17 protein-coding genes and 1 pseudogene are annotated in these 18,610 nt (G+C 43.1%); 13 read left to right on the top strand and 5 right to left on the bottom strand.

Annotation, left to right across the window (positions count from 1 at the left end; genetic code table 11):
- The first annotated feature begins 10 nt into the window (after nucleotides 1–10).
- Both AACR75_RS15305 and AACR75_RS15300 read left to right on the top strand, forming a co-directional pair.
- On the top strand, nucleotides 11–508 hold the full coding sequence (locus tag AACR75_RS15305) for a response regulator (RefSeq protein ID WP_026027604.1): 498 nt from the start codon (nucleotides 11–13) through the stop codon (nucleotides 506–508).
- Between the two features lie 182 nt (nucleotides 509–690).
- A complete protein-coding gene (locus tag AACR75_RS15300; protein ID WP_026028575.1) occupies nucleotides 691–1,239 on the top strand; it encodes a hypothetical protein in 549 nt (182 codons plus the stop codon).
- 94 nt (nucleotides 1,240–1,333) lie between these two features.
- Here AACR75_RS15300 and AACR75_RS15295 read toward each other — a convergent pair whose 3' ends face one another.
- Nucleotides 1,334–1,927, bottom strand: a complete 594-nt coding sequence (locus tag AACR75_RS15295; protein WP_017049891.1) for a TfoX/Sxy family DNA transformation protein — start codon at nucleotides 1,925–1,927, stop codon at nucleotides 1,334–1,336.
- 370 nt (nucleotides 1,928–2,297) lie between these two features.
- Between AACR75_RS15295 and AACR75_RS15290 the strand changes: the two genes are divergently transcribed.
- From AACR75_RS15290 to AACR75_RS15270, 5 genes are all read left to right on the top strand, one after another.
- Nucleotides 2,298–3,218 carry an HDOD domain-containing protein gene (locus tag AACR75_RS15290; protein WP_026028826.1) on the top strand — a complete coding sequence of 307 codons (921 nt, stop codon included), beginning with the start codon at nucleotides 2,298–2,300 and terminating at the stop codon, nucleotides 3,216–3,218.
- 23 nt (nucleotides 3,219–3,241) lie between these two features.
- Entirely contained in the window at nucleotides 3,242–4,147 is a 906-nt protein-coding gene (locus tag AACR75_RS15285) for a lysine exporter LysO family protein (RefSeq protein ID WP_047690860.1), read from the top strand.
- An 86-nt stretch (nucleotides 4,148–4,233) separates the two neighbouring features.
- A complete protein-coding gene (locus AACR75_RS15280; protein ID WP_047690858.1) occupies nucleotides 4,234–4,746 on the top strand; it encodes a hypothetical protein in 513 nt (170 codons plus the stop codon).
- Between the two features lie 99 nt (nucleotides 4,747–4,845).
- A complete protein-coding gene (gene panP / locus AACR75_RS15275; RefSeq protein ID WP_047690856.1) occupies nucleotides 4,846–6,489 on the top strand; it encodes a pyridoxal-dependent aspartate 1-decarboxylase PanP in 1,644 nt (547 codons plus the stop codon).
- Between the two features lie 311 nt (nucleotides 6,490–6,800).
- Nucleotides 6,801–7,655, top strand: a complete 855-nt coding sequence (locus AACR75_RS15270) for a MurR/RpiR family transcriptional regulator (protein WP_010320194.1) — start codon at nucleotides 6,801–6,803, stop codon at nucleotides 7,653–7,655.
- A gap of 57 nt (nucleotides 7,656–7,712) precedes the next feature.
- Here the strand turns inward: AACR75_RS15270 and AACR75_RS15265 are convergent.
- Nucleotides 7,713–8,955, bottom strand: a pseudogene (locus AACR75_RS15265) (iron-containing alcohol dehydrogenase).
- A gap of 294 nt (nucleotides 8,956–9,249) precedes the next feature.
- Between AACR75_RS15265 and AACR75_RS15260 the strand changes: the two are divergent.
- From AACR75_RS15260 to AACR75_RS15250, 3 genes are all read left to right on the top strand, one after another.
- Nucleotides 9,250–9,516, top strand: a complete 267-nt coding sequence (locus AACR75_RS15260; RefSeq protein WP_010320195.1) for a GrxA family glutaredoxin — start codon at nucleotides 9,250–9,252, stop codon at nucleotides 9,514–9,516.
- A gap of 185 nt (nucleotides 9,517–9,701) precedes the next feature.
- Nucleotides 9,702–11,384: an aspartate:alanine antiporter gene (locus AACR75_RS15255; protein WP_013857120.1), complete on the top strand. Its 1,683-nt coding sequence runs from the start codon at nucleotides 9,702–9,704 to the stop codon at nucleotides 11,382–11,384.
- A gap of 301 nt (nucleotides 11,385–11,685) precedes the next feature.
- Nucleotides 11,686–12,789, top strand: a complete 1,104-nt coding sequence (locus AACR75_RS15250; RefSeq protein WP_047690854.1) for a phosphoribosylaminoimidazolesuccinocarboxamide synthase — start codon at nucleotides 11,686–11,688, stop codon at nucleotides 12,787–12,789.
- A 50-nt stretch (nucleotides 12,790–12,839) separates the two neighbouring features.
- On the opposite strand, the gene AACR75_RS15245 is transcribed toward AACR75_RS15250, so the two are convergent.
- Nucleotides 12,840–13,217, bottom strand: a complete 378-nt coding sequence (locus tag AACR75_RS15245; RefSeq protein ID WP_026028036.1) for a hypothetical protein — start codon at nucleotides 13,215–13,217, stop codon at nucleotides 12,840–12,842.
- Nucleotides 13,218–13,655: 438 nt separating this feature from the next.
- On the opposite strand from AACR75_RS15245, the gene AACR75_RS15240 reads away from it, so the two are divergent.
- The 3 genes from AACR75_RS15240 (at nucleotide 13,656) to AACR75_RS15230 (ending at nucleotide 16,451) form a co-directional block, all read left to right on the top strand.
- Nucleotides 13,656–15,344, top strand: coding sequence for an NAD-dependent malic enzyme (locus tag AACR75_RS15240; RefSeq protein ID WP_047690852.1), 1,689 nt, complete (start codon nucleotides 13,656–13,658; stop codon nucleotides 15,342–15,344).
- Between the two features lie 61 nt (nucleotides 15,345–15,405).
- The gene (locus AACR75_RS15235) at nucleotides 15,406–15,729 is read left to right on the top strand and encodes a DUF3392 domain-containing protein (RefSeq protein ID WP_017042030.1); all 324 of its coding nucleotides are present in this window, start codon (nucleotides 15,406–15,408) and stop codon (nucleotides 15,727–15,729) included.
- A complete protein-coding gene (locus AACR75_RS15230; RefSeq protein ID WP_194662995.1) occupies nucleotides 15,702–16,451 on the top strand; it encodes a SanA/YdcF family protein in 750 nt (249 codons plus the stop codon). Before AACR75_RS15235 ends, AACR75_RS15230 begins: the two co-directional genes overlap by 28 nt.
- A 55-nt stretch (nucleotides 16,452–16,506) precedes the next feature.
- Here the strand turns inward: AACR75_RS15230 and AACR75_RS15225 are convergent, their stop codons facing one another.
- Complete coding sequence (locus AACR75_RS15225; protein ID WP_081989825.1) at nucleotides 16,507–17,745, bottom strand: cysteine desulfurase-like protein; 1,239 nt, start codon at nucleotides 17,743–17,745, stop codon at nucleotides 16,507–16,509.
- Entirely contained in the window at nucleotides 17,720–18,376 is a 657-nt protein-coding gene (locus AACR75_RS15220) for a 2OG-Fe dioxygenase family protein (RefSeq protein ID WP_047690846.1), read from the bottom strand. The genes AACR75_RS15225 and AACR75_RS15220 overlap by 26 nt, the downstream gene beginning before the upstream one ends.
- Between the last annotated feature and the right edge of the window lie 234 nt (nucleotides 18,377–18,610).

The raw sequence follows: 18,610 nt of genomic DNA, 5'->3' as shown, positions 1-18,610 counted from the left end.
GGAGAATATCATGAACAAATTTTTGATCTTATGCGTGGACGATGAACGTGAAGTATTGGACAGCGTCATACAAGACCTCGACGAATTTGAAGAGTTTTTTATCTTAGAAGCCGCAGAATCTGTTGCAGAGGCAAAAGAAGTGATTGCCGATCACCAAGCTCAAAATATCAAGCTGGCTTTAATTTTGTGCGATCACATTATGCCCGAACAAACAGGCATTAGTTTCTTAATTGAATTAAGCCACAATGAAGAGACGCAACATACACGCAAAGTACTACTAACAGGCCAAGCAGGGCTAGAAGACACCGTAGAAGCGGTGAATCATGCCAGCCTACATTTTTATGTAGCCAAACCTTGGGATGGGAACAAACTTCGCGATGTTATCAAAGATCAATTAACACAATATATGATTGAAAACGAATCAGATTTAATGCCTTGGGCTAGAGTCTTGGATGCCGAGAAAATCTTCAATGCGATCGCACAAAACCGCATCAGTTTTGGTGAATAAAATATCCTAACGAAGAAATGGCACTGTCTTTGCTTATTTTTTGCGAAGACAACAAAAGAATGACACTTTTTAATGGCGACAATGTCAATCTATGCACTATGATGTCTAAATTCTTTAATGTCACCGCGGGCATTCCGCGACTGACCATGGAAATAAACTAAAAATATAGGTTTATAGTGACTATGCGTAAAACAATCATTGCAGCCGCTTTGCTGCTAGCCTCAGGCCAAACACTGGCAGAAATAGACCGAAATAGCCCATCCGTCATGAGCAATTTTAGTTACGACTATATCGAAGCTCGTATTGGAGCAAGTCCAGTCACCTTTGGTGCTGCGATGAGCAAATCAATTCACCCAAATGCACATGTTATTGGTCGTATAGACTCTGAGTTTGAAGGTGATTTTGACGCAGCCGCAGGTTTTGGCTTTCATGCTCCTATTAACAACTGGGCTGACTTCACGGGTGAAATGCTATTACGCCTCGTAGATACCCGCGATAATAAAAGCGCCGATACAGGAATGGAATTAAACCTTGGCGTACGTCAATGGCTTGGACCACAGTTGGAAGTTGGTGGCAAAGGTGGCTTTGTTTCTATCGATGACAATGATGACTGGATTGCGTCTGTTTATGCCCGTTTTCATTCTACAGAACTTTTCTCTCTCGGTGCCGAGGCTCGCATCAATGATGCTTACGGCGATCAACTGATGTTTACGACTCGTTTTAAGTTCTAGATGTAAGCTAAATACAATAAAAAGCCGAGACGTAAGACTCGGCTTTTTATTTGATAACTATCTTTATTTATTTGATAACAGTGCTACAAAACTGTTAGCGTAATGAGCAGCTTTCTAATAATTGACGCTTGCGAGGCTCTTGCAGCAATTTCCAATGAATACCTTCGATCGCACCAGCAAACTTCCACAGTAGTTTTACATCGACGTCACTACCGTACGTTTTTCTCACTTTAGAAAATATCGTAGGAGCACCTAAGCGCATGAACGTTTCCACATCATTGATGCCCGCTTTTTTAACCATACGCTCTAACGTTAACTGCATGTTTGGTAAATCACGTAGTCGACGGCTTGCAGAGGATTTTTGAAAGCTACGTTGCTCAACAGAATAGCGAATGGAACGTTCAATGATCGAATCTAGGCTCTCATGATTGCTCACAAAAAGCTCAGTAATATCATAATAATTAACGGTTGCTGTGGTCTGCTTTTTAACGTGTTTGTATTTTTCGCAGCCTAATTTTGTAAGTGCATCATCGAGCTCTTCACCTCCACGAATAAAAACAGACTCTTCACTAATCAGTGAATACATCGCTTCTTTTTGGAAAAGCCCAACACCGCCAAACATTGAACGCTTTTGAAATGCGCCAAATTTAATAACGTAATTGAAAAATGCATGCTCAATCATATCCATTGATCCTTAATCAAGTTCCCCGATTAATAGTGATCACCAGATAGCAGCGTATTTTTGCGAATAAAAAGAGTAAGTTAGTAACAAGCTTGTAGTAGTTTAGTATTAGCTTGCTTAATATGGGTACTATCATAGTTAACGATACAAAATAAGTCTGGGCATACATCACATCAATAGACATATCTCAGCAGAGTTATGAGATAGAAATCACATCATTGTGTTTATGAATAAATTTTTTTGACACATACGCTTTCCATTAACGTATTAAGATTAATGCATCAAGAAAACAAATTAATGCGATTGATGGTGAATTGATTGCTTATTTGGGTTAGCAGACGGTAAAATGCCTTCAGTACAGATTGAGCACAAATTTATGAATCATCTATCTTTTTACTGGCTTCCAGATCATCATCAAATGCTCATCCAAGGGTTAGAAAGTGAATTTTCTCAATTGGTTGAACACTCACTCAGCACAGGAAAAATTTCACTTCCTCCTATTCCGGATGTTGTTCTAAAAATACAGCGCTTATGCACATTAGAATCTACTGAAATTTCAGATGTCGCCGATTGTCTACTTGAAGATCCCGGACTGACTGCAATTGTAGTACGCGTAGCAAACTCTGTTGTCTTTAATCGTCGAAATATTACCTGTACGGATTTAGTCACGGCTGTATCACGCTTAGGCATACTACGAGTACGCGACATTGTAACAGCTCAAGCGATTGAGCAGTTAAAGCACTCTGTAAACTTAAGCAAAGAATGCAATAAAATATTGGTTAATAGCGCCGCCATATCGCGAGAGCTTGGCGCAACCATGGTGATGGTAACTCACGCATTTAAACAGCTAGAACCAAGCCGATATCAACATTTAGAGCAAGAAAAAGCCTTACTTGTCGGTCTACTTGCGGATATTGGCTTGTTTTGTCTTGTACACGAATATCATTTATATCTTGAGAAAGGCAACTATCTCGATCAAGACATCGCCCTACAGATTTTTCAGTCGCGATGTTCAAAAACCAGTCAGCTTGTGTTAAGAAGTTGGGGGTTCGACTCAGATTTCCTTGAAGTAGCAGGAAATCAATCTTTAGTCGCATCTTCTCACGAAGTCAGTTACCTTGATGTGGCACGTATTGCTCACCATCTTTTACTGTTTCGTCGTCAAGATGAAGAGATTGAAGAGCATGACGTCGAAATTAATGCGACCGGAGCTGAGGTGCTATACAACTTAAGTAACCTTAGTGAGCTTGAATTCAAATCAAAACTCAATGATGTGATCAACGCAAGCGGCTTCTAAACCCAAAATAATCAGAGGATGAGATGTACTCAGGGATGTTATTTATTTTTGCCCCACTAATAGTGGGGTATCTATTTTCTATTGCCAATCAACAGTGGCTAGCAGCATTAAATAAAGCCACGTCTTGGTTAGTTTACGTCATTCTGTTTCTGATGGGTTTAAGCTTGGCAGCCCTCGATAACTTGGGCAGTAACCTACAGTTGATACTCAAATTTACCACCGTATTTTTCTTGATGATTGGTGCTTGCAACTTATTGGTCTTGCCTTTTATTGACAAATTTCTACCCATAAAAACCGATGCGAACCATTCAAAACTGCCACTATCTAGCATGGCGTTAGAATCCGTAAAGCTGATTGTGGTTGTCGGTGGAGGATTGGCGCTTGGGGTTGTATTAGGATTCGATTTAAGTTGGGTGAGCACCGCCAGTGAATGGATCTTGTTCGTATTACTTTTCTTTATTGGTATTCAGTTGAGAAATAGTGGTTTAACTCTACGACAAATTTTGCTCAATAAATACGGAATGGTCATCGCATTAGTCATTATATTGACCTCTTGGATTGGGGGGATCATTGCGGCCATGATTCTTGATATCCCAATTTATCGAGGACTAGCCATGGCTTCCGGTTTTGGATGGTATTCACTTGCCGGGATTTTAATGGGTGATGCTTTCGGCCCAGTCTATGGTGGTGCCTCTTTCATGATAGAGCTACTTAGAGAACTGGTTGCTTTAGTGATGATCCCCATGCTAATCCGAACCAAACCTTGCTCTGCCATCGGCTATGCTGGGGCAACCGCGATGGATTTCACCTTGCCCGTGATCCAGACAACTGGCGGGGTTCGTTGCGTACCGATCGCGATTGTCAGTGGGTTTATTCTCAGCCTACTGGTGCCTATTCTTATGCTGTTCTTTGTATCACTTGCAGGCTAGATCTCAGGAATCACTTTAGCCTTCATTTAAACTAACAATAGGGAGTAGAAAACTCCCACACAATAACAAAGCCCAAAGGAAGATTTATGAAACGTGTTATCGTTGCCCTACTGCTCTCAACTTCAGCGAATGTTGCTCTCGCTGCTAATAACCAATGCTTATCCGAAAAATATGACGCTTATGTCGACGCGTCTCTCCATTGGTATAGTGATCTCGCAGACTTAACGACCGCGCAATATCCTGAACTTACTGAAGTTAGCCAATGGTTTCTGCAAGGACGCCAGCATCACTTTGAATTAAGCCGTGCGGCAGTCCATTATTACCTAAGCAACGATCCTTCGAAAGTCGCCACCTCGCAACCTGTAGAAGCTTGGTTAAAACTAGAACAGCACGACATTAAAGTATTGGCCTCACGCAGTGATGATCTCGGCCACATTGCTAAAATCACCTATGAAGATCGCCAAGCAAAGCCTAACGAAAAAAACTATGAATTACGTTCAGCTTTAGCCGAATTGCTCAGTCATCCGAAGCAGATCGAAGCTGCGTTGAATAAATATAACGATGCCATCGCCTTGATCGAAAAGAAAGTCTGTAACTAGTCGCCGCCTCTACTCTAGCCGAATTAAGACGGGACAACTGTCCCGTTTTCGTTTAGATTGTGCCGCTCGCATTCCATAAAATCAAAATAACGAAGCTGTATGGTATCAGAACAAAAAACTGCAAATGTGAGTTTCGAGAGCTTGTTACGGATCTTCACTGTGCCCGAAGGCCCCGACTCAACACTGACAAAAATAGACCAAGAGCTATCGCGCAATTTGAACCTCTTCTTGCGTGAACATATTGTCGCTGAAGAAAAACCACTCAAAGAGATCGAAAAAGATTTCTCTAATCCGCAAATTCCAGAGTCACCGGAGTTCGTTTCAGAACATACTCAGCATTTGTTGGATAATTTAGTCGCTCATTCAGTGCATACCTCGGCTCCTAGCTTTATTGGTCATATGACATCTGCACTGCCATATTTCTTGATGCCGTTATCAAAGATCATGATTGCGCTGAATCAAAACTTAGTCAAAATTGAAACGTCAAAAGCGTTTACACCGCTAGAACGGCAGGTTTTGGGTATGTTGCATCGTTTGATCTATCAAAAAAACGACGCTTTTTACAGCCAATGGATGCATAGCGCTAATCATTCGCTCGGTGCATTTTGCTCTGGCGGAACAATTGCCAATATCACGGCATTGTGGGTGGCTCGTAATAATGCTTTGAAAGCCGATGGTGATTTCCAAGGCGTCGAAAAAGAGGGGCTGTTTAAAGCCATGCGTCATTATGGTTACCACGGGTTAGCCATTTTAGTGTCTGATCGTGGCCATTACTCTTTAAAGAAAGCCGCTGACATATTGGGTATCGGCCAAGAAGGCTTGGTTTGTGTAAAAACCGACCACAACAACCGCTTATGCCCACAAGATTTGAAAGCCCAAATGGCACACCTAAAAAGCCAGAAAATTAAACCTTTTGCGGTTGTTGGCGTCGCCGGAACGACAGAAACGGGCAATATTGATCCCTTAAGAGATATCGCCAATATTTGCCAGCAAGAAGGTTGTCATTTTCACGTAGACGCCGCTTGGGGCGGTGCAACATTAATGTCGAATAATCACCGACACTTACTCAATGGTATTGAGTTGGCTGACTCCGTCACGATTGATGCACATAAACAGCTCTACATCCCTATGGGTGCAGGCATGGTACTATTCAAAAAGCCTGATGCTATGCATTCAATTGAGCACCATGCGCAGTATATTTTGCGGAAAGGTTCAAAAGATCTAGGCAGCCATACGTTAGAAGGTTCTCGTTCAGGTATGGCCATGTTGGTGTACGCTAGCATGCACATTATTAGTCGCCCTGGCTACGAATTATTGATTGACCAAAGCCTAGCTAAAGCTCGCTATTTCGCCGATCTAATTAAAGAACAAGACGATTTTGAGCTGATTTCTGAACCCGAACTGTGTCTTTTAACCTATCGTTATATTCCTGCTTTTGTTCGCCAAGCACTGCAACAAGCCTTGCCCAATCAAAAAGCAGAACTGAACGCGTTGCTAAATGAAATCACCCAGTTTGTGCAGAAAAAACAAAGGGAAACGGGGCGTTCATTTGTCTCTCGAACCCGTTTAAACCCAGAACGCTGGGACAAGCTTGATACCATCGTATTTCGCGTGGTACTAGCCAACCCGCTAACAACACATGCTATCTTGCACTCGATCTTAGATGAGCAGCGACATATTGCCACGCTAGCGCCTAATTTGATGGCCAAAATTGAGCTGCTTGCTCAAAGAATCATCAGCTAGAATCCCTATAAGTTACAGCGAATTGAAAATTTATTTCTTTTTGCTGTAACTAATACATCATTAATGAGCTAGAAATTTCCATTAATCATCGATTTAAATCTAAATGCTGTAGTTTTCATGAAATTTTGTTTGAGGCTTGTCATGTTCTCATCAATTGTTAACTTGAATTGTTACGGAAATCTACATCCTAGGTTTATACTCATTGCATGGCGTTGGTTTAACTTACCTTTTTGGAAATGTGTTATTTCCAATCCCCCCAAAGGGCGACCGGGTAAAACCAACGAGTTGTTCTCTTCGCCCGCGTGAACACTATGAATACATTAGAAAAAATTCAAAAAAATCTGGAAAACTTTAGCAAGTCGGAACGTAAAGTCGCCGAAGTAATTATGGCTTCGCCCCAAACCGCGATTCACTCAAGTATTGCGACACTCGCCAAAATGGCCGATGTCAGTGAACCAACGGTAAACCGCTTTTGTCGACGACTCGACACCAAAGGCTTTCCCGACTTTAAGCTTCATTTAGCGCAAAGCCTTGCTAACGGAACTCCGTATGTAAACCGAAATGTTGAAGAAGATGATGGCCCAGACGCCTACACCCATAAGATTTTCGAATCGACTATGGCGTGTTTGGATGTGGCTAAAAACAGCTTGGATCCAATGCAAATTAACCGTGCCGTTGACTTACTCACACAAGCAAAACGGATCTCTTTCTTCGGTTTAGGAGCCTCTTCTGCTGTAGCAAAAGATGCCCAAAACAAATTTATTCGCTTTAACATTCCGATCACTTGCTTTGAAGATATCGTGATGCAACGCATGAGTTGTATCAACTGTACCGACAATGACGTAATTGTTTTGATTTCGCATACAGGTCGTACTAAAAGCCAAGTGGAAATCGCCAATCTTGCGCGCGAAAATGGTGCGACTGTCATTGCGATTACGGCAAAAGATTCACCGCTGGACAAAGCAAGCTCGTTGTCGATCTCTCTTGACGTACCTGAAGATACTGACGTCTATATGCCCATGGCAAGCCGTGTGGTGCAAATGACGGTAATTGATGTACTGGCTACTGGTTTCACCCTGCGCCGTGGCTCTGGTTTTCGTGAAAATCTTAAACGCGTCAAGGATGTACTAAAAGACTCGCGCTACGATAAGCTGTCACAGTTCTAAGATAATCGCGATCCTAAAATAATCGTTAGAACGGAGCTCAATTGCTCCGTTTTTTTATCAACTTTGCTTGCTACTTTCAGGCGCGACTGGATCATGCCTAACTTCTACCTGATTGGATGAATTCGGTTGCCACTCCTCACACTCACCTTGGCACTCGCAAACTTGATTTAATATATGGATTAACCTTTCTTGTGTTAAAGGCAAAGGGTTACCTTTAATCGCGACCGACTTTAAAGCATCTAACGCCACGCGCTCAAACGACGTATTGCACACACCAAACTGGTTGAGTTTAGGCAGTTGCAACTTATCTAACATCATTTTCACCCACAGCACGCCATCTTCAACGTGAACATTTGTTCTGCCAGTCACAATTTGAGCGATTTTTTTTATAACGTGTAAGTACATCATTTCGCCCTGCTTTTTGCGCTGCTCGAATGTTTTCTCGCATAACATGAGGGGCCAAACGCGCCGTGATCACGCTGTGTGGAGCATCAAGTTTCCCTCCCAATGCCGATGCCAAGCCATGTGCCGCGCCAAGTTTTGCATTGGTAATTGCCATTCCTCCAAGCATTGCTGCAAAAGAGAGATCCGCTCGCGCTTTATGATCATCTTTTCGACACGCTGGCAATATAGAACGACTGAGTTTGCGCAACCCCTCTTCACACACCATATCGGTGAGTGGATTGGGTTCACCACACACATAGGCTTCCATTAAATGCGTAAAAGCATCCATTGCGCCTCTGCCAGAGGTGTAACTGTCGGTACCATAGGTCAACGTGGGGTCAACAATCGCAACATCTGCCAGCATATCTGGGCTGCGCAAGCTTACTTTTACTTTGTCTTGTCCCGATTTCAACACAGCATTACGCGTGACTTCGGATCCCGTACTGGCGGTGGTTGGAATAGCAATAAATGGCAACGGTTTTGTCTTTAACGGCACATTTCGGCCAACCACTTCCACATAATCATAAACGTTACCTTGGTTAGGAATGATTGCCGCGAGTGCCTTGCCCATATCAATCACACTACCGCCACCAATAGCAACGACCATGTCCGGTTGAAAACGTCGGCCTAAAATGGCCGTTTCCTCCACCATGGTAATATTAGGTTCACCAACAATAGCTACATGCTGATAGCGCATATTCTGCATTTTCAGGTATTGAACAATAGGGGAAGCTCGTTGTTGTTCTTTTCCCGAAACCAGCAGTACGCTATAGCCATATTGGTTGAGAACAGAAAGTGAATTCAATAACGCTCCTTCTCCAAAAATGATCCGCGTCGCCGTCATAAATTGGAACATGAATAACTCCCTTTTCTCTCATCTAGATTAGCTCTGTTTAGAGTGCACCTATCGTTAAAAAAATTTTTTGATGCAGTGCAATGTGGAGCAAATAACCACATAAAAAACACAAGTTTATGCGGCATGTCACAGCCAAGCCATTATTGATCTATTCCCAACACCATCGAGAGGTAAGCTTGCTTTGATTAAGGAATAAGCAATAGCTTTTACCTATTGAAGTAACTGGTGAATGCCACTTTATTTCCGACCTTGAATCGGGCATAGTTGCATGCAACAAGAATGAAGGAGAAAGCTATGTTCGTTGTTATTTTTGGCCGCCCTGGTTGCCCCTACTGTGTTCGCGCAAAAGAACACGCCGAAACATTGAAATTAAAACGCGATGATTTTAACTACCGTTATGTCGATATTCACGCGGAAGGCATCAGCAAAGCTGATTTAGAAAAGACAGTGGGTAAACCCGTTGAGACTGTGCCACAAATCTTTATTGATCAAGAACACATCGGTGGCTGTACTGATTTCGAAGCTTATGCGAAAGAGCATTTAGGCTTATTCGACGAATAAAACCAAGAAACATAAAAACCCGCTGATTTTTAGCGGGTTTTTGCTATTTATAAATAAATGGCTCTTTCTCTCAAATTAGGTCAATGAAATGTCAATTGTCACAAATTTCACTTATCTTTTTGCAATATTCAGATACAATTCCCACACTTTACCTACCCCACTTGGCACACATAACGAGTTGAGCCGTGAATATCGACGTCGTACTTTTGCTTGATCAGAACCCTATTCTTCTTATTTTTGTTGTCTTAGCGATTGGCCTTGGTTTTGGCAAAATTCGTTTTGGTAGCTTACAACTGGGCAACTCTATTGGGGTGTTAATTACATCTCTCATCATGGGGCACCTTGGTTTTTCCTTCAATGCTGAAGCCTTAACCATCGGTTTCATGCTGTTCATCTATTGTGTCGGCATTGAAGCTGGCCCTAACTTTTTTGGCATATTTTTCCGTGACGGAAAACATTATCTCATCTTAAGTTTAGTGGTGCTCATTACCGCCACTTGGATTACCTATTTTGGCAGTTATTATCTCGGCCTCGATTTTGGCTTAGCTGCTGGTATGATGGCAGGTGCATTAACCTCCACCCCCGTATTAGTAGGCGCACAAGATGCGTTAAACTCCGGGCTAGCCACCATTCCAAGAAATATGGATTTATCCCTTATTTTAGATAATGTTTCGGTGGGTTATGCGATGGCTTATCTAATTGGCCTTATCAGTATGATCATGTTTGCCAAGTTACTGCCTAAGTTGCAAAAACAAAACCTCTCTGATTCTGCTCAACAGATTGCTCAAGAGCGTGGTTTGGGTGGCAGCGGTCAACGCAAAGTCTATTTACCCATCATCCGTGCCTATCGCGTTGGTCAAGAGTTGATCAACTGGATTGATGGGCGCAATTTACGTGAGCTTGGTATTTATCGTCAAACGGGTTGTTATATTGAACGCATCCGACGTAATGGCATTCTTGCCCATCCTGACGGTGACGCCATCTTGCAAGAAGGGGATGAAATTGCACTGGTTGGCTTCCCTGACAGCCATGCAAGGCTAGACCCTAGCTTTCGAAATGGCAAAGAGGTGTTTGATCGCAACCTACTTGATTTGCGCATCTCTGAAGAGGAAATTGTCGTAAAAAGTGACAGTATTGCCGGTAAACGCCTATCGGATCTGAATTTATCCGAATATGGCTGTTTCCTGAACCGAGTGATACGCGCACAAATTGAAATGCCAATGGACTTAGACATTGTGCTTGCCAAAGGTGATGTGCTGCAAGTCAGTGGTGAAAAAAGCCGTGTTCAAGGCTTGGCCGATAAAATCGGTTTCATCTCTATCCATAGTCAAATGGCCGATTTACTCGCCTTTTGTAGCTTCTTTATTCTCGGCATTTTGTTTGGTTTGATCACCATGACCTTTGGACAAGTCTCCTTCGGTTTAGGCAACGCGGTTGGGCTACTGCTTTCTGGCATTATGCTTGGTTTTTTACGAGCCAACCACCCCACTTTCGGCTATGTACCGCAAGGGGCATTAAATATGGTCAAAGACCTAGGTTTGATGTTCTTTATGGTAGGCATTGGCTTAAGTGCTGGCGGGAAAATGTTCCAGCACCTCTCAGAAGTGGGGGTACAAGTGATCGGCCTTGCATTTTTAGTCAGTGTGGTGCCAGTCGTCTTTGCCTATTTGGTCGGTGCGTACATTTTGAAAATGAACCGCGCGCTTCTATTTGGTGCGATTATCGGGGCACGAACTTGCGCACCAGCGATGGATATCGTTAACGACTACGCAAAATCGACCATTCCCGCATTGGGTTATGCTGGCACCTATGCTATCGCCAATATACTGATGACACTGACAGGAACTATTTTAATTTTACTCAGTTAAACCTAATAATCCTCAGTGCGACTCGCCAAAGTCACATATGTGGCTTTTGGCGAGCTATCGCCCCTCTATTTACTTCGCTTTTATCTCAATGTTTGCCGCTTTATCGGCTCAGAACTGCATCTTTTCTCCTGAATTCAACTCACCACTGCTTAATTTTTCAAACAAAAGGCAATCGTTTGCTTTTTATCTGGCAGCAGAAAATAGTTCTGGTATGATGCGCACAGTTTATCGATATCCTTATTAGTGTTGAGCTAAGCGATATCTTCTCTGTATGACGTTTGAAAAAGATAGGAATGTCTAAATGAGCCTTGCTGATCAAATCCTTGCCGTCAATGACGACCTCCCAATTCGCACTCACCAACCTGTTCATAGCGGCAAAGTTCGCTCTGTTTATTGGCTAACTCCAGAAGATAGCCAGCGTTTGATCAAAGAAAAAGGTTACAACGTTGCTCCTGATGCACCTTTAGCCATTATGGTAATCAGTGACCGTATTTCTGCTTTTGATTGTATCTGGCATGCCGAAGGTGGCATCAAAGGTGTACCGGGTAAGGGCGCGGCATTGAACGCGATTTCAAACCACTGGTTTAAGCTATTTCAAGAGAACGGGTTAGCCGATAGCCATATTTTAGATATTCCCCATCCTTTTGTATGGATTGTGCAAAAAGCCAAGCCAATCAAAATTGAAGCGATTTGTCGCCAGTATATTACCGGTTCAATGTGGCGTGCTTACGAAAAAGGTGAACGAGATTTTTGTGGTATTCAATTACCAGAAAGCTTGCAGAAAGATAAAAAACTGCCAGAACTGCTCATTACACCATCAACCAAAGGCATCTTAAAAGGCATTCCCGGTGTTCCAGAAGCCGATGATGTCAATATCTCACGTCATAATATTGAAGAGAATTTTGCCGCTTTTAACTTCAGTCGTGTCGAAGATATTGCCTTGTATGAAAAGCTATTAAAAGAAGGCTTTGGCGTCATTAGCCATGCACTCTGCCAAGTAGAGCAAATTTTCGTCGATACCAAGTTTGAGTTTGGTTATGTCACCGATGCCAACGGCGTTGAGAAACTCATTTATATGGATGAAGTAGGTACGCCGGACTCTTCTCGCATCTGGGACAGCGCTTCCTATCAGCAAGGACGTATTGTGGAAAATTCGAAAGAGGGTTTTCGTCAATTCTTGCTCAACTACTTCCCTGACCCAGATATTTTACTCAACAAAGAACGGATGGCTGAGCGAGAAGCGCTTGCACGTGATAATGCGCTGCCTTTGGCTGCATTAATGGATATTTCCAACACCTATCTTGCGATTGCAGAGAAAATTGTTGGCCAACCGATCGTATTAAGCCAAAATCCAAAGCAAGAGATCATTACGATCCTGCGTTCTCAATATGGCTTGATTGACTAGTACTCAACAATAACGGGGCATTAAATATGCCCCGTTATCTGTTTATACCCTTACAGGGTGATAAGAAATTCATCTGGTTTTGTATTTTTTATCAAAGATTGGCTTTTATTTTGAATCAATTGGATCTGTTCAGAATCCAACGCATACGGCATTACTAATTTTAGCTCTTCAATCCCCTCTAATTTCGCCAATCTCACCAGTGAAATTAAATTCGCTTCATCACTACGGCGTGTTGATAACGACTTCAACGCCATTTCCCATAGGCGATCCTCTGGGCTTGATAATTCTTTAATGCTGTCTTTCCATACCGTACCAAAAATCGGTGCAAATGACGTCATGGCTTCGAGGAATGTCCATTTCTTATTACATGACGCACCAAGAAATGTAGTGTAATCAAACACCACCCGTCTCCTTTCTTGTGTATTCATTTTGTCCCCCGACAAATTGGCAGCACACTGTACTCAATATCATCCATGATTGTTCATATAGCAATAGGATATAAAAAAACAGTCTTTTATGCCTTAAAACCGAATGGATTGGCTATATCAAAACCAGATTTGTAACAAGGCATAAACAGACTTACTGACATATGTGTCTGATTGATTAATATTTCAAACCGTGAACAAAAAGTGGCTTTATCACTTAAAGTGATCATCGCTCAACACTACTTTTGAAATCTCTGCTTAAGGAGACCAATAGACAAAAATGTATACATTGGTGCCCTCAGCAATTAACACGGAGAATTCTACCGTTTTTATCGGCATTCTTCAGTATTCTGTGCCATGTGTCGCCGCTCGTCTATTTACAATCTCATGAGTAAACCGTTATCATTTTTGAGTTCCCTTCTACCCTAAAATAGGCCGACAATGAATAATGATAAACGCCCTCTTTATATTCCCTATGCGGGCCCCGCTCTACTCAGCACGCCTTTGCTCAATAAAGGCAGTGCATTTTGTGCTGAAGAGCGCAGTTCCTTCAACTTAGAAGGCCTGCTTCCTGAAACGACGGAAACGATACAAGAACAAGTTGTTCGCGCATACCAACAATACTGCAGCTTTGAAAGTGATATGGATAAGCATATCTATCTGCGTAATATTCAAGATACCAACGAAACCTTATTCTATCGTTTAGTACAAAACCACATCACTGAGATGATGCCCATCATCTACACACCAACGGTGGGTGCCGCGTGTGAAAACTTTTCAAATATTTATCGTCGCGGCCGCGGTCTGTTCATTTCCTTTCCGAATCGAGATCGCATCGATGACTTACTCAATAATGCAGCGAACCATAACGTAAAAGTTATCGTAGTGACCGATGGTGAACGCATTCTCGGCTTGGGCGACCAAGGAATTGGTGGCATGGGTATTCCTATCGGCAAACTGGCACTTTATACCGCATGTGGTGGTATTAGCCCTGCTTATACTTTACCGGTCGTGCTCGATGTTGGAACCAATAACCCACAGCGCTTGGCTGACCCGATGTACATGGGCTGGCGTCACCCTCGGATTACTGGGGCTGAATATGATGCATTTGTAGAAGAGTTCATCCAAGCGGTGCAACGTCGCTGGCCTGATGCACTAATCCAATTTGAAGATTTTGCACAAAAGAACGCAATGCCACTATTAGAGCGTTATAAAAACCGTATTTGTTGTTTTAACGATGACATTCAAGGCACTGCGGCGGTAACTGTAGGTTCGCTATTGGCCGCATGCAAAGCCGCGGGCAGTCAACTCTCCGAGCAACGTATCGCTTTTCTTGGTGCGGGCTCTGCAGGCTGTGGTATTGCCGAAGCAATCATCGCGCAAATGGTGTCAGAAGGTATTTCAGATGCTCAAGCTCGTTCTCAAGTCTATATGGTTGACCGCTGGGGTCTGCTGCAAGAAGGAATGCCTAACCTACTTGATTTCCAACAGCGCCTCGTGCAAAAAAACAAAGACACGCATAATTGGAATACAGAAGGTAATGGTTTCTCATTATTGGAAGTAATGAAAAATGGCAAGCCAACGGTGTTGGTCGGTGTTTCTGGGGCTCCGGGATTATTCAGTGAAGAGATTATCACAGAGATGCATAAACACTGCCCACGCCCGATTATTTTCCCACTATCGAACCCAACCAGCCGTGTTGAAGCGACGCCCAATGACATTATCCGTTGGACCAACGGTGAAGCACTCGTCGCCACAGGCAGCCCGTTTGCTCCCGTGTTGCATAACGGTAAAACCTACCCAATTGCACAATGCAACAATAGCTATATTTTCCCTGGTATCGGCTTAGGCGTACTGGCGGTCAATGCTCGTCGAGTTACTGATGAGATGCTGATGGAATCAAGCCGCGCACTCGCCAACTGTTCACCTCTGGCGCTTAATGGGCATGGTGCGTTACTTCCACCACTGGAAGCCATTCACTCCGTTTCCAAGAAAATTGCGTTTGCGGTAGCGAAAAAAGCAATTGAGCAAGGCGTTGCACTGGAGATCCCAGATGATGTGTTAGAAACCGCCATTGAGCAGCATTTTTGGCAGCCAGTATACCGCCGCTACAAACGCACTGCTTTCTAAGCTCCTACTCTGCTGCCCCTAAGCTTCGGCTGATGTTTAGGGGCTTTTTCTGTGAGTCAATATGATGAACTTTTTAGCGCCCGCAGGGCATTACTTATCACCGTATTTAACGGAGATATCAACCGCATTGATCGCTTGTTTGCTCGTAATGCTCGGTGGGGAGATTAACGCCGCGATGCGCAAGCTAATGCGCAACCAACACTTTGTCGTTCGCACATTTACGTTTATATTGATTAACGCTTTCGGCTACGGTTTGGTGATCATCAAAGCGAGCCCTTACCTTGCTCGGACACTTTCGCAGTTAGAATCAGGCATGATGTTTAGCATTATTATGCTCTGCTTTATTGCCATCGGGATCTGGGCACAAAGGAACCGTCAAATTTAGTGTTAAAATTTTCATCTTCAAATCACTCTCGCCCTGTTTGGAAAAAGCGGGTTAACACGCTGCTTCGCCACGTGTTTGTACTGTTGTTCATTTCAAGCCTTTTTGTGCTTGGCATTGATCGCTGGGTCAGTTGGCAAGCCGAAAAACAAATCGTCACCGAGCAAAATCAAGTCGGTCAATTCCAAGTCGCTGTTGTACTTGGAACCAGTAAGTACTTGGGTAAAACGCTCAATGACTACTACACCCACCGAATTGAAGCCGCGATCGCTTTGTATGAGCAAGGCAAGGTAAAAGGGTTTTTACTCAGTGGTGATAATGCTCACCGTTCGTACAATGAACCGTGGACGATGAAACGCGATCTGCTGCGCGCAGGGATCCCGAGTGAACATATTTACTTAGATTATGCAGGGTTTCGTACTTTGGACTCCATTGTTCGCGCAAAACGTATTTTCGAAACCGACAATTTTTTGATCATCTCTCAACAATTTCATTGTGAGCGAGCACTCTTTATTGCCAACTACCATAACATTAATGCTCAGTGTTTAGCGGTTGCAGGGCCAACAACTCGTTCTGGTTTTAAAGTGAGGCTGCGTGAGGTCTTTGCTCGTACGAAAGCATTCTTAGATCTCTATATCACGAATACTCAACCTAAATTTTTAGGTCCCAAAGAGCCAATTGTGATCGAAGAGTTACCCTTAGAGCCAACCGAAGATGAAAGCTAAAAAAGGCACTGTGCTCCAGAAATCTTTCTTTCGACAGATTTCCGGGCCACTTTGGTTACGCTAGTGTGGATAAGACATCAAACAAAGCGTCAATTTCACTGCGCGTGTTGTAGTGCATAAAACCGATACGGACAACTCCACCGCTGTTTTCAAGATCTAACTGACGCACTAAACCAAGCGCATAGAAATGCCCATTCCACACACAAATATTATGCTCGCCCAATGTTTTGGCCACAAATTCTGGATGGTGATTAGCTAAGCGAATGGCAAAGGTCGGTGTACGTAGCTCACTGTTAGCCTTGGTCAGGCCATAGAGCTTAGCCGAACTCAATCCTTTAAGTTTATACAGAAAATACTCACTCAATTGGCGTTCATGCTGGTTGTATTGAATGAAACTATCGATCAAACGCTCTCTTAACGAGCCACTCTCGTCTCCCCATTGCGCCAAATATTCCACTGCAGCAATCACGCCTGCCAAACCTTCAAAACTCTGCGTACCCGTTTCAAAACGTCCCGGACCAATATTGGTTGCAGGTTCAACTTTGTAGGGTTTAAGTGCATGTAACCACTGCGAAGCGATATAAGCGATACCAACGTGTGGACCAAAAAACTTATATGCCGAACAGGTTAAAAAATCACAGCCTAATTCTTGTACATCAATCAAATGGTGCGGAGCATAGTGAACGGCATCCACATACACCATCGCGCCGACTTGATGCGCCGCATCCACAATGCGTTTAACATCGACAATAGATCCTGTGGTATTCGAAGCATAAGTGACCGCGACCAGCTTTGTTTTAGGGTTGAGCAATGACAGTAAGTGCTCAACATCCAAAGTACAATCTTGTTGGTTCACCTTTACCTGGTGCACTGTAACGTGCTTATCCTGCGCCGCTTGCTGCCAACTGGAGACATTGGAGTAATGGTCAAGCGCAGTAACAATCACTTCATCGCCCGCTTGCCAATCTCGGCTAATGGCTCGACTTAGCTGAAAAGTCAACGAGGTCATATTCGCGCCAAATACAATATTTCCTGATGACTCAGCGTTCAGAAGCGCTTGCACCGACTCACGAGCCTGCTGCATTAAATCAGTGGTGATTTGGCTTGAAAAATAGTGTCCGCCCAAATTAGAGTTAAAATGGCCCAGATATTCACTCATTTTTTCTATTACCGACTTAGGTACTTGCGAGCCACCTGGACCATCTAAGAAACTCACTGACTTACCATGATATTTTTGCGACAAAGCACTAAACTGCGTACGCACTTTTTCAGGAGTGAAGATCATTTCGGCCATCCTTAGCGGTTAACACAAAAACATCCATATGACCTTCTTGCCCATGCTCAATTGAGCGAATAGGACAAGCGTTATGCCATAACTTACTGTCCGCGAGCATCGCAATCTCACCATTTTCTAACACTTTCCGAAAGAAAGGGGCTTCATGGCAGTCTTGATACAGCATAATTTCACCGCCGACGATGTTGTGGCGATTCACCCCCACCAACGCAATATGATCAAAACCGTCTTGATGGACACCTTCTGGCGCGACTTGCGTCTCATCAAACACAGCAGCAATTCGGATCTGATGGATTTCAATCTCTTGCCCATTAGGCAGACCATTCGTACTCACAAACACCTCGCACACTTCTCTCATCCCTTCACTTTGTAACGTAGAGGGTAAAATAGGATCGAAATGACGCTTAATGTTGCCTTGAAAATGATTGATTTGATCGGTTTGCATAAAGTCATGCTTGTCCAACGCCTCGACTTTCCCTTTGCTAAATTGAACCACAGAGTAGCGCCGTAAACGATACTGACCATCAGCATGCTCCGTATGTGGTAATTGCGCAAAGGAGGGAGCAAGTTGTTGAATCGCTTTTTTACTTAATTGCGTAATCTGTAAAGTGTTTTCGTGTACAGCTAACATCACCAGCTCCTTAATTAAATGACTGGATACATTAAATTAACAATTAATTTACATTAAGGATACGCACTAATAGTGCACATTCAAGTAAAAATGAATGTTATATCTGTATGTGACTAGCAATACAAAATTTAATACTTAAATAATAACAAAAATGAGAATTAACATCCAATAGCGAGCATGACACATAGCGATTTTTAGACAAGCTCACTACTTCAAGGTTAATAAGCTTTTAAA

It is taken from the genome of Vibrio sp. ZOR0018, from assembly GCF_963865925.1.
Lineage (GTDB): Bacteria > Pseudomonadota > Gammaproteobacteria > Enterobacterales > Vibrionaceae > Vibrio > Vibrio anguillarum.
The sequence above is the reverse complement of the archived record's forward strand: the minus strand, read 5'-3'. Positions and strand labels throughout refer to the sequence as shown.

Excerpts from the sequence above, each read along its gene's own strand:
- AACR75_RS15305 (WP_026027604.1), top strand. The coding sequence starts at position 11 with ATGAACAAATTTTTGATCTTATGCGTGGACGATGAACGTGAAGTATTG.
- AACR75_RS15300 (WP_026028575.1), top strand. The coding sequence starts at position 691 with ATGCGTAAAACAATCATTGCAGCCGCTTTGCTGCTAGCCTCAGGCCAA.
- AACR75_RS15295 (WP_017049891.1), bottom strand. The coding sequence starts at position 1,927 with ATGGATATGATTGAGCATGCATTTTTCAATTACGTTATTAAATTTGGC.
- AACR75_RS15290 (WP_026028826.1), top strand. The coding sequence starts at position 2,298 with ATGAATCATCTATCTTTTTACTGGCTTCCAGATCATCATCAAATGCTC.
- AACR75_RS15285 (WP_047690860.1), top strand. The coding sequence starts at position 3,242 with ATGTACTCAGGGATGTTATTTATTTTTGCCCCACTAATAGTGGGGTAT.
- AACR75_RS15280 (WP_047690858.1), top strand. The coding sequence starts at position 4,234 with ATGAAACGTGTTATCGTTGCCCTACTGCTCTCAACTTCAGCGAATGTT.
- panP (WP_047690856.1), top strand. The coding sequence starts at position 4,846 with ATGGTATCAGAACAAAAAACTGCAAATGTGAGTTTCGAGAGCTTGTTA.
- AACR75_RS15270 (WP_010320194.1), top strand. The coding sequence starts at position 6,801 with ATGAATACATTAGAAAAAATTCAAAAAAATCTGGAAAACTTTAGCAAG.
- AACR75_RS15260 (WP_010320195.1), top strand. The coding sequence starts at position 9,250 with ATGTTCGTTGTTATTTTTGGCCGCCCTGGTTGCCCCTACTGTGTTCGC.
- AACR75_RS15250 (WP_047690854.1), top strand. The coding sequence starts at position 11,686 with ATGAGCCTTGCTGATCAAATCCTTGCCGTCAATGACGACCTCCCAATT.
- AACR75_RS15245 (WP_026028036.1), bottom strand. The coding sequence starts at position 13,217 with ATGAATACACAAGAAAGGAGACGGGTGGTGTTTGATTACACTACATTT.
- AACR75_RS15240 (WP_047690852.1), top strand. The coding sequence starts at position 13,656 with ATGAATAATGATAAACGCCCTCTTTATATTCCCTATGCGGGCCCCGCT.
- AACR75_RS15235 (WP_017042030.1), top strand. The coding sequence starts at position 15,406 with ATGATGAACTTTTTAGCGCCCGCAGGGCATTACTTATCACCGTATTTA.
- AACR75_RS15225 (WP_081989825.1), bottom strand. The coding sequence starts at position 17,745 with ATGGCCGAAATGATCTTCACTCCTGAAAAAGTGCGTACGCAGTTTAGT.
- AACR75_RS15220 (WP_047690846.1), bottom strand. The coding sequence starts at position 18,376 with ATGTTAGCTGTACACGAAAACACTTTACAGATTACGCAATTAAGTAAA.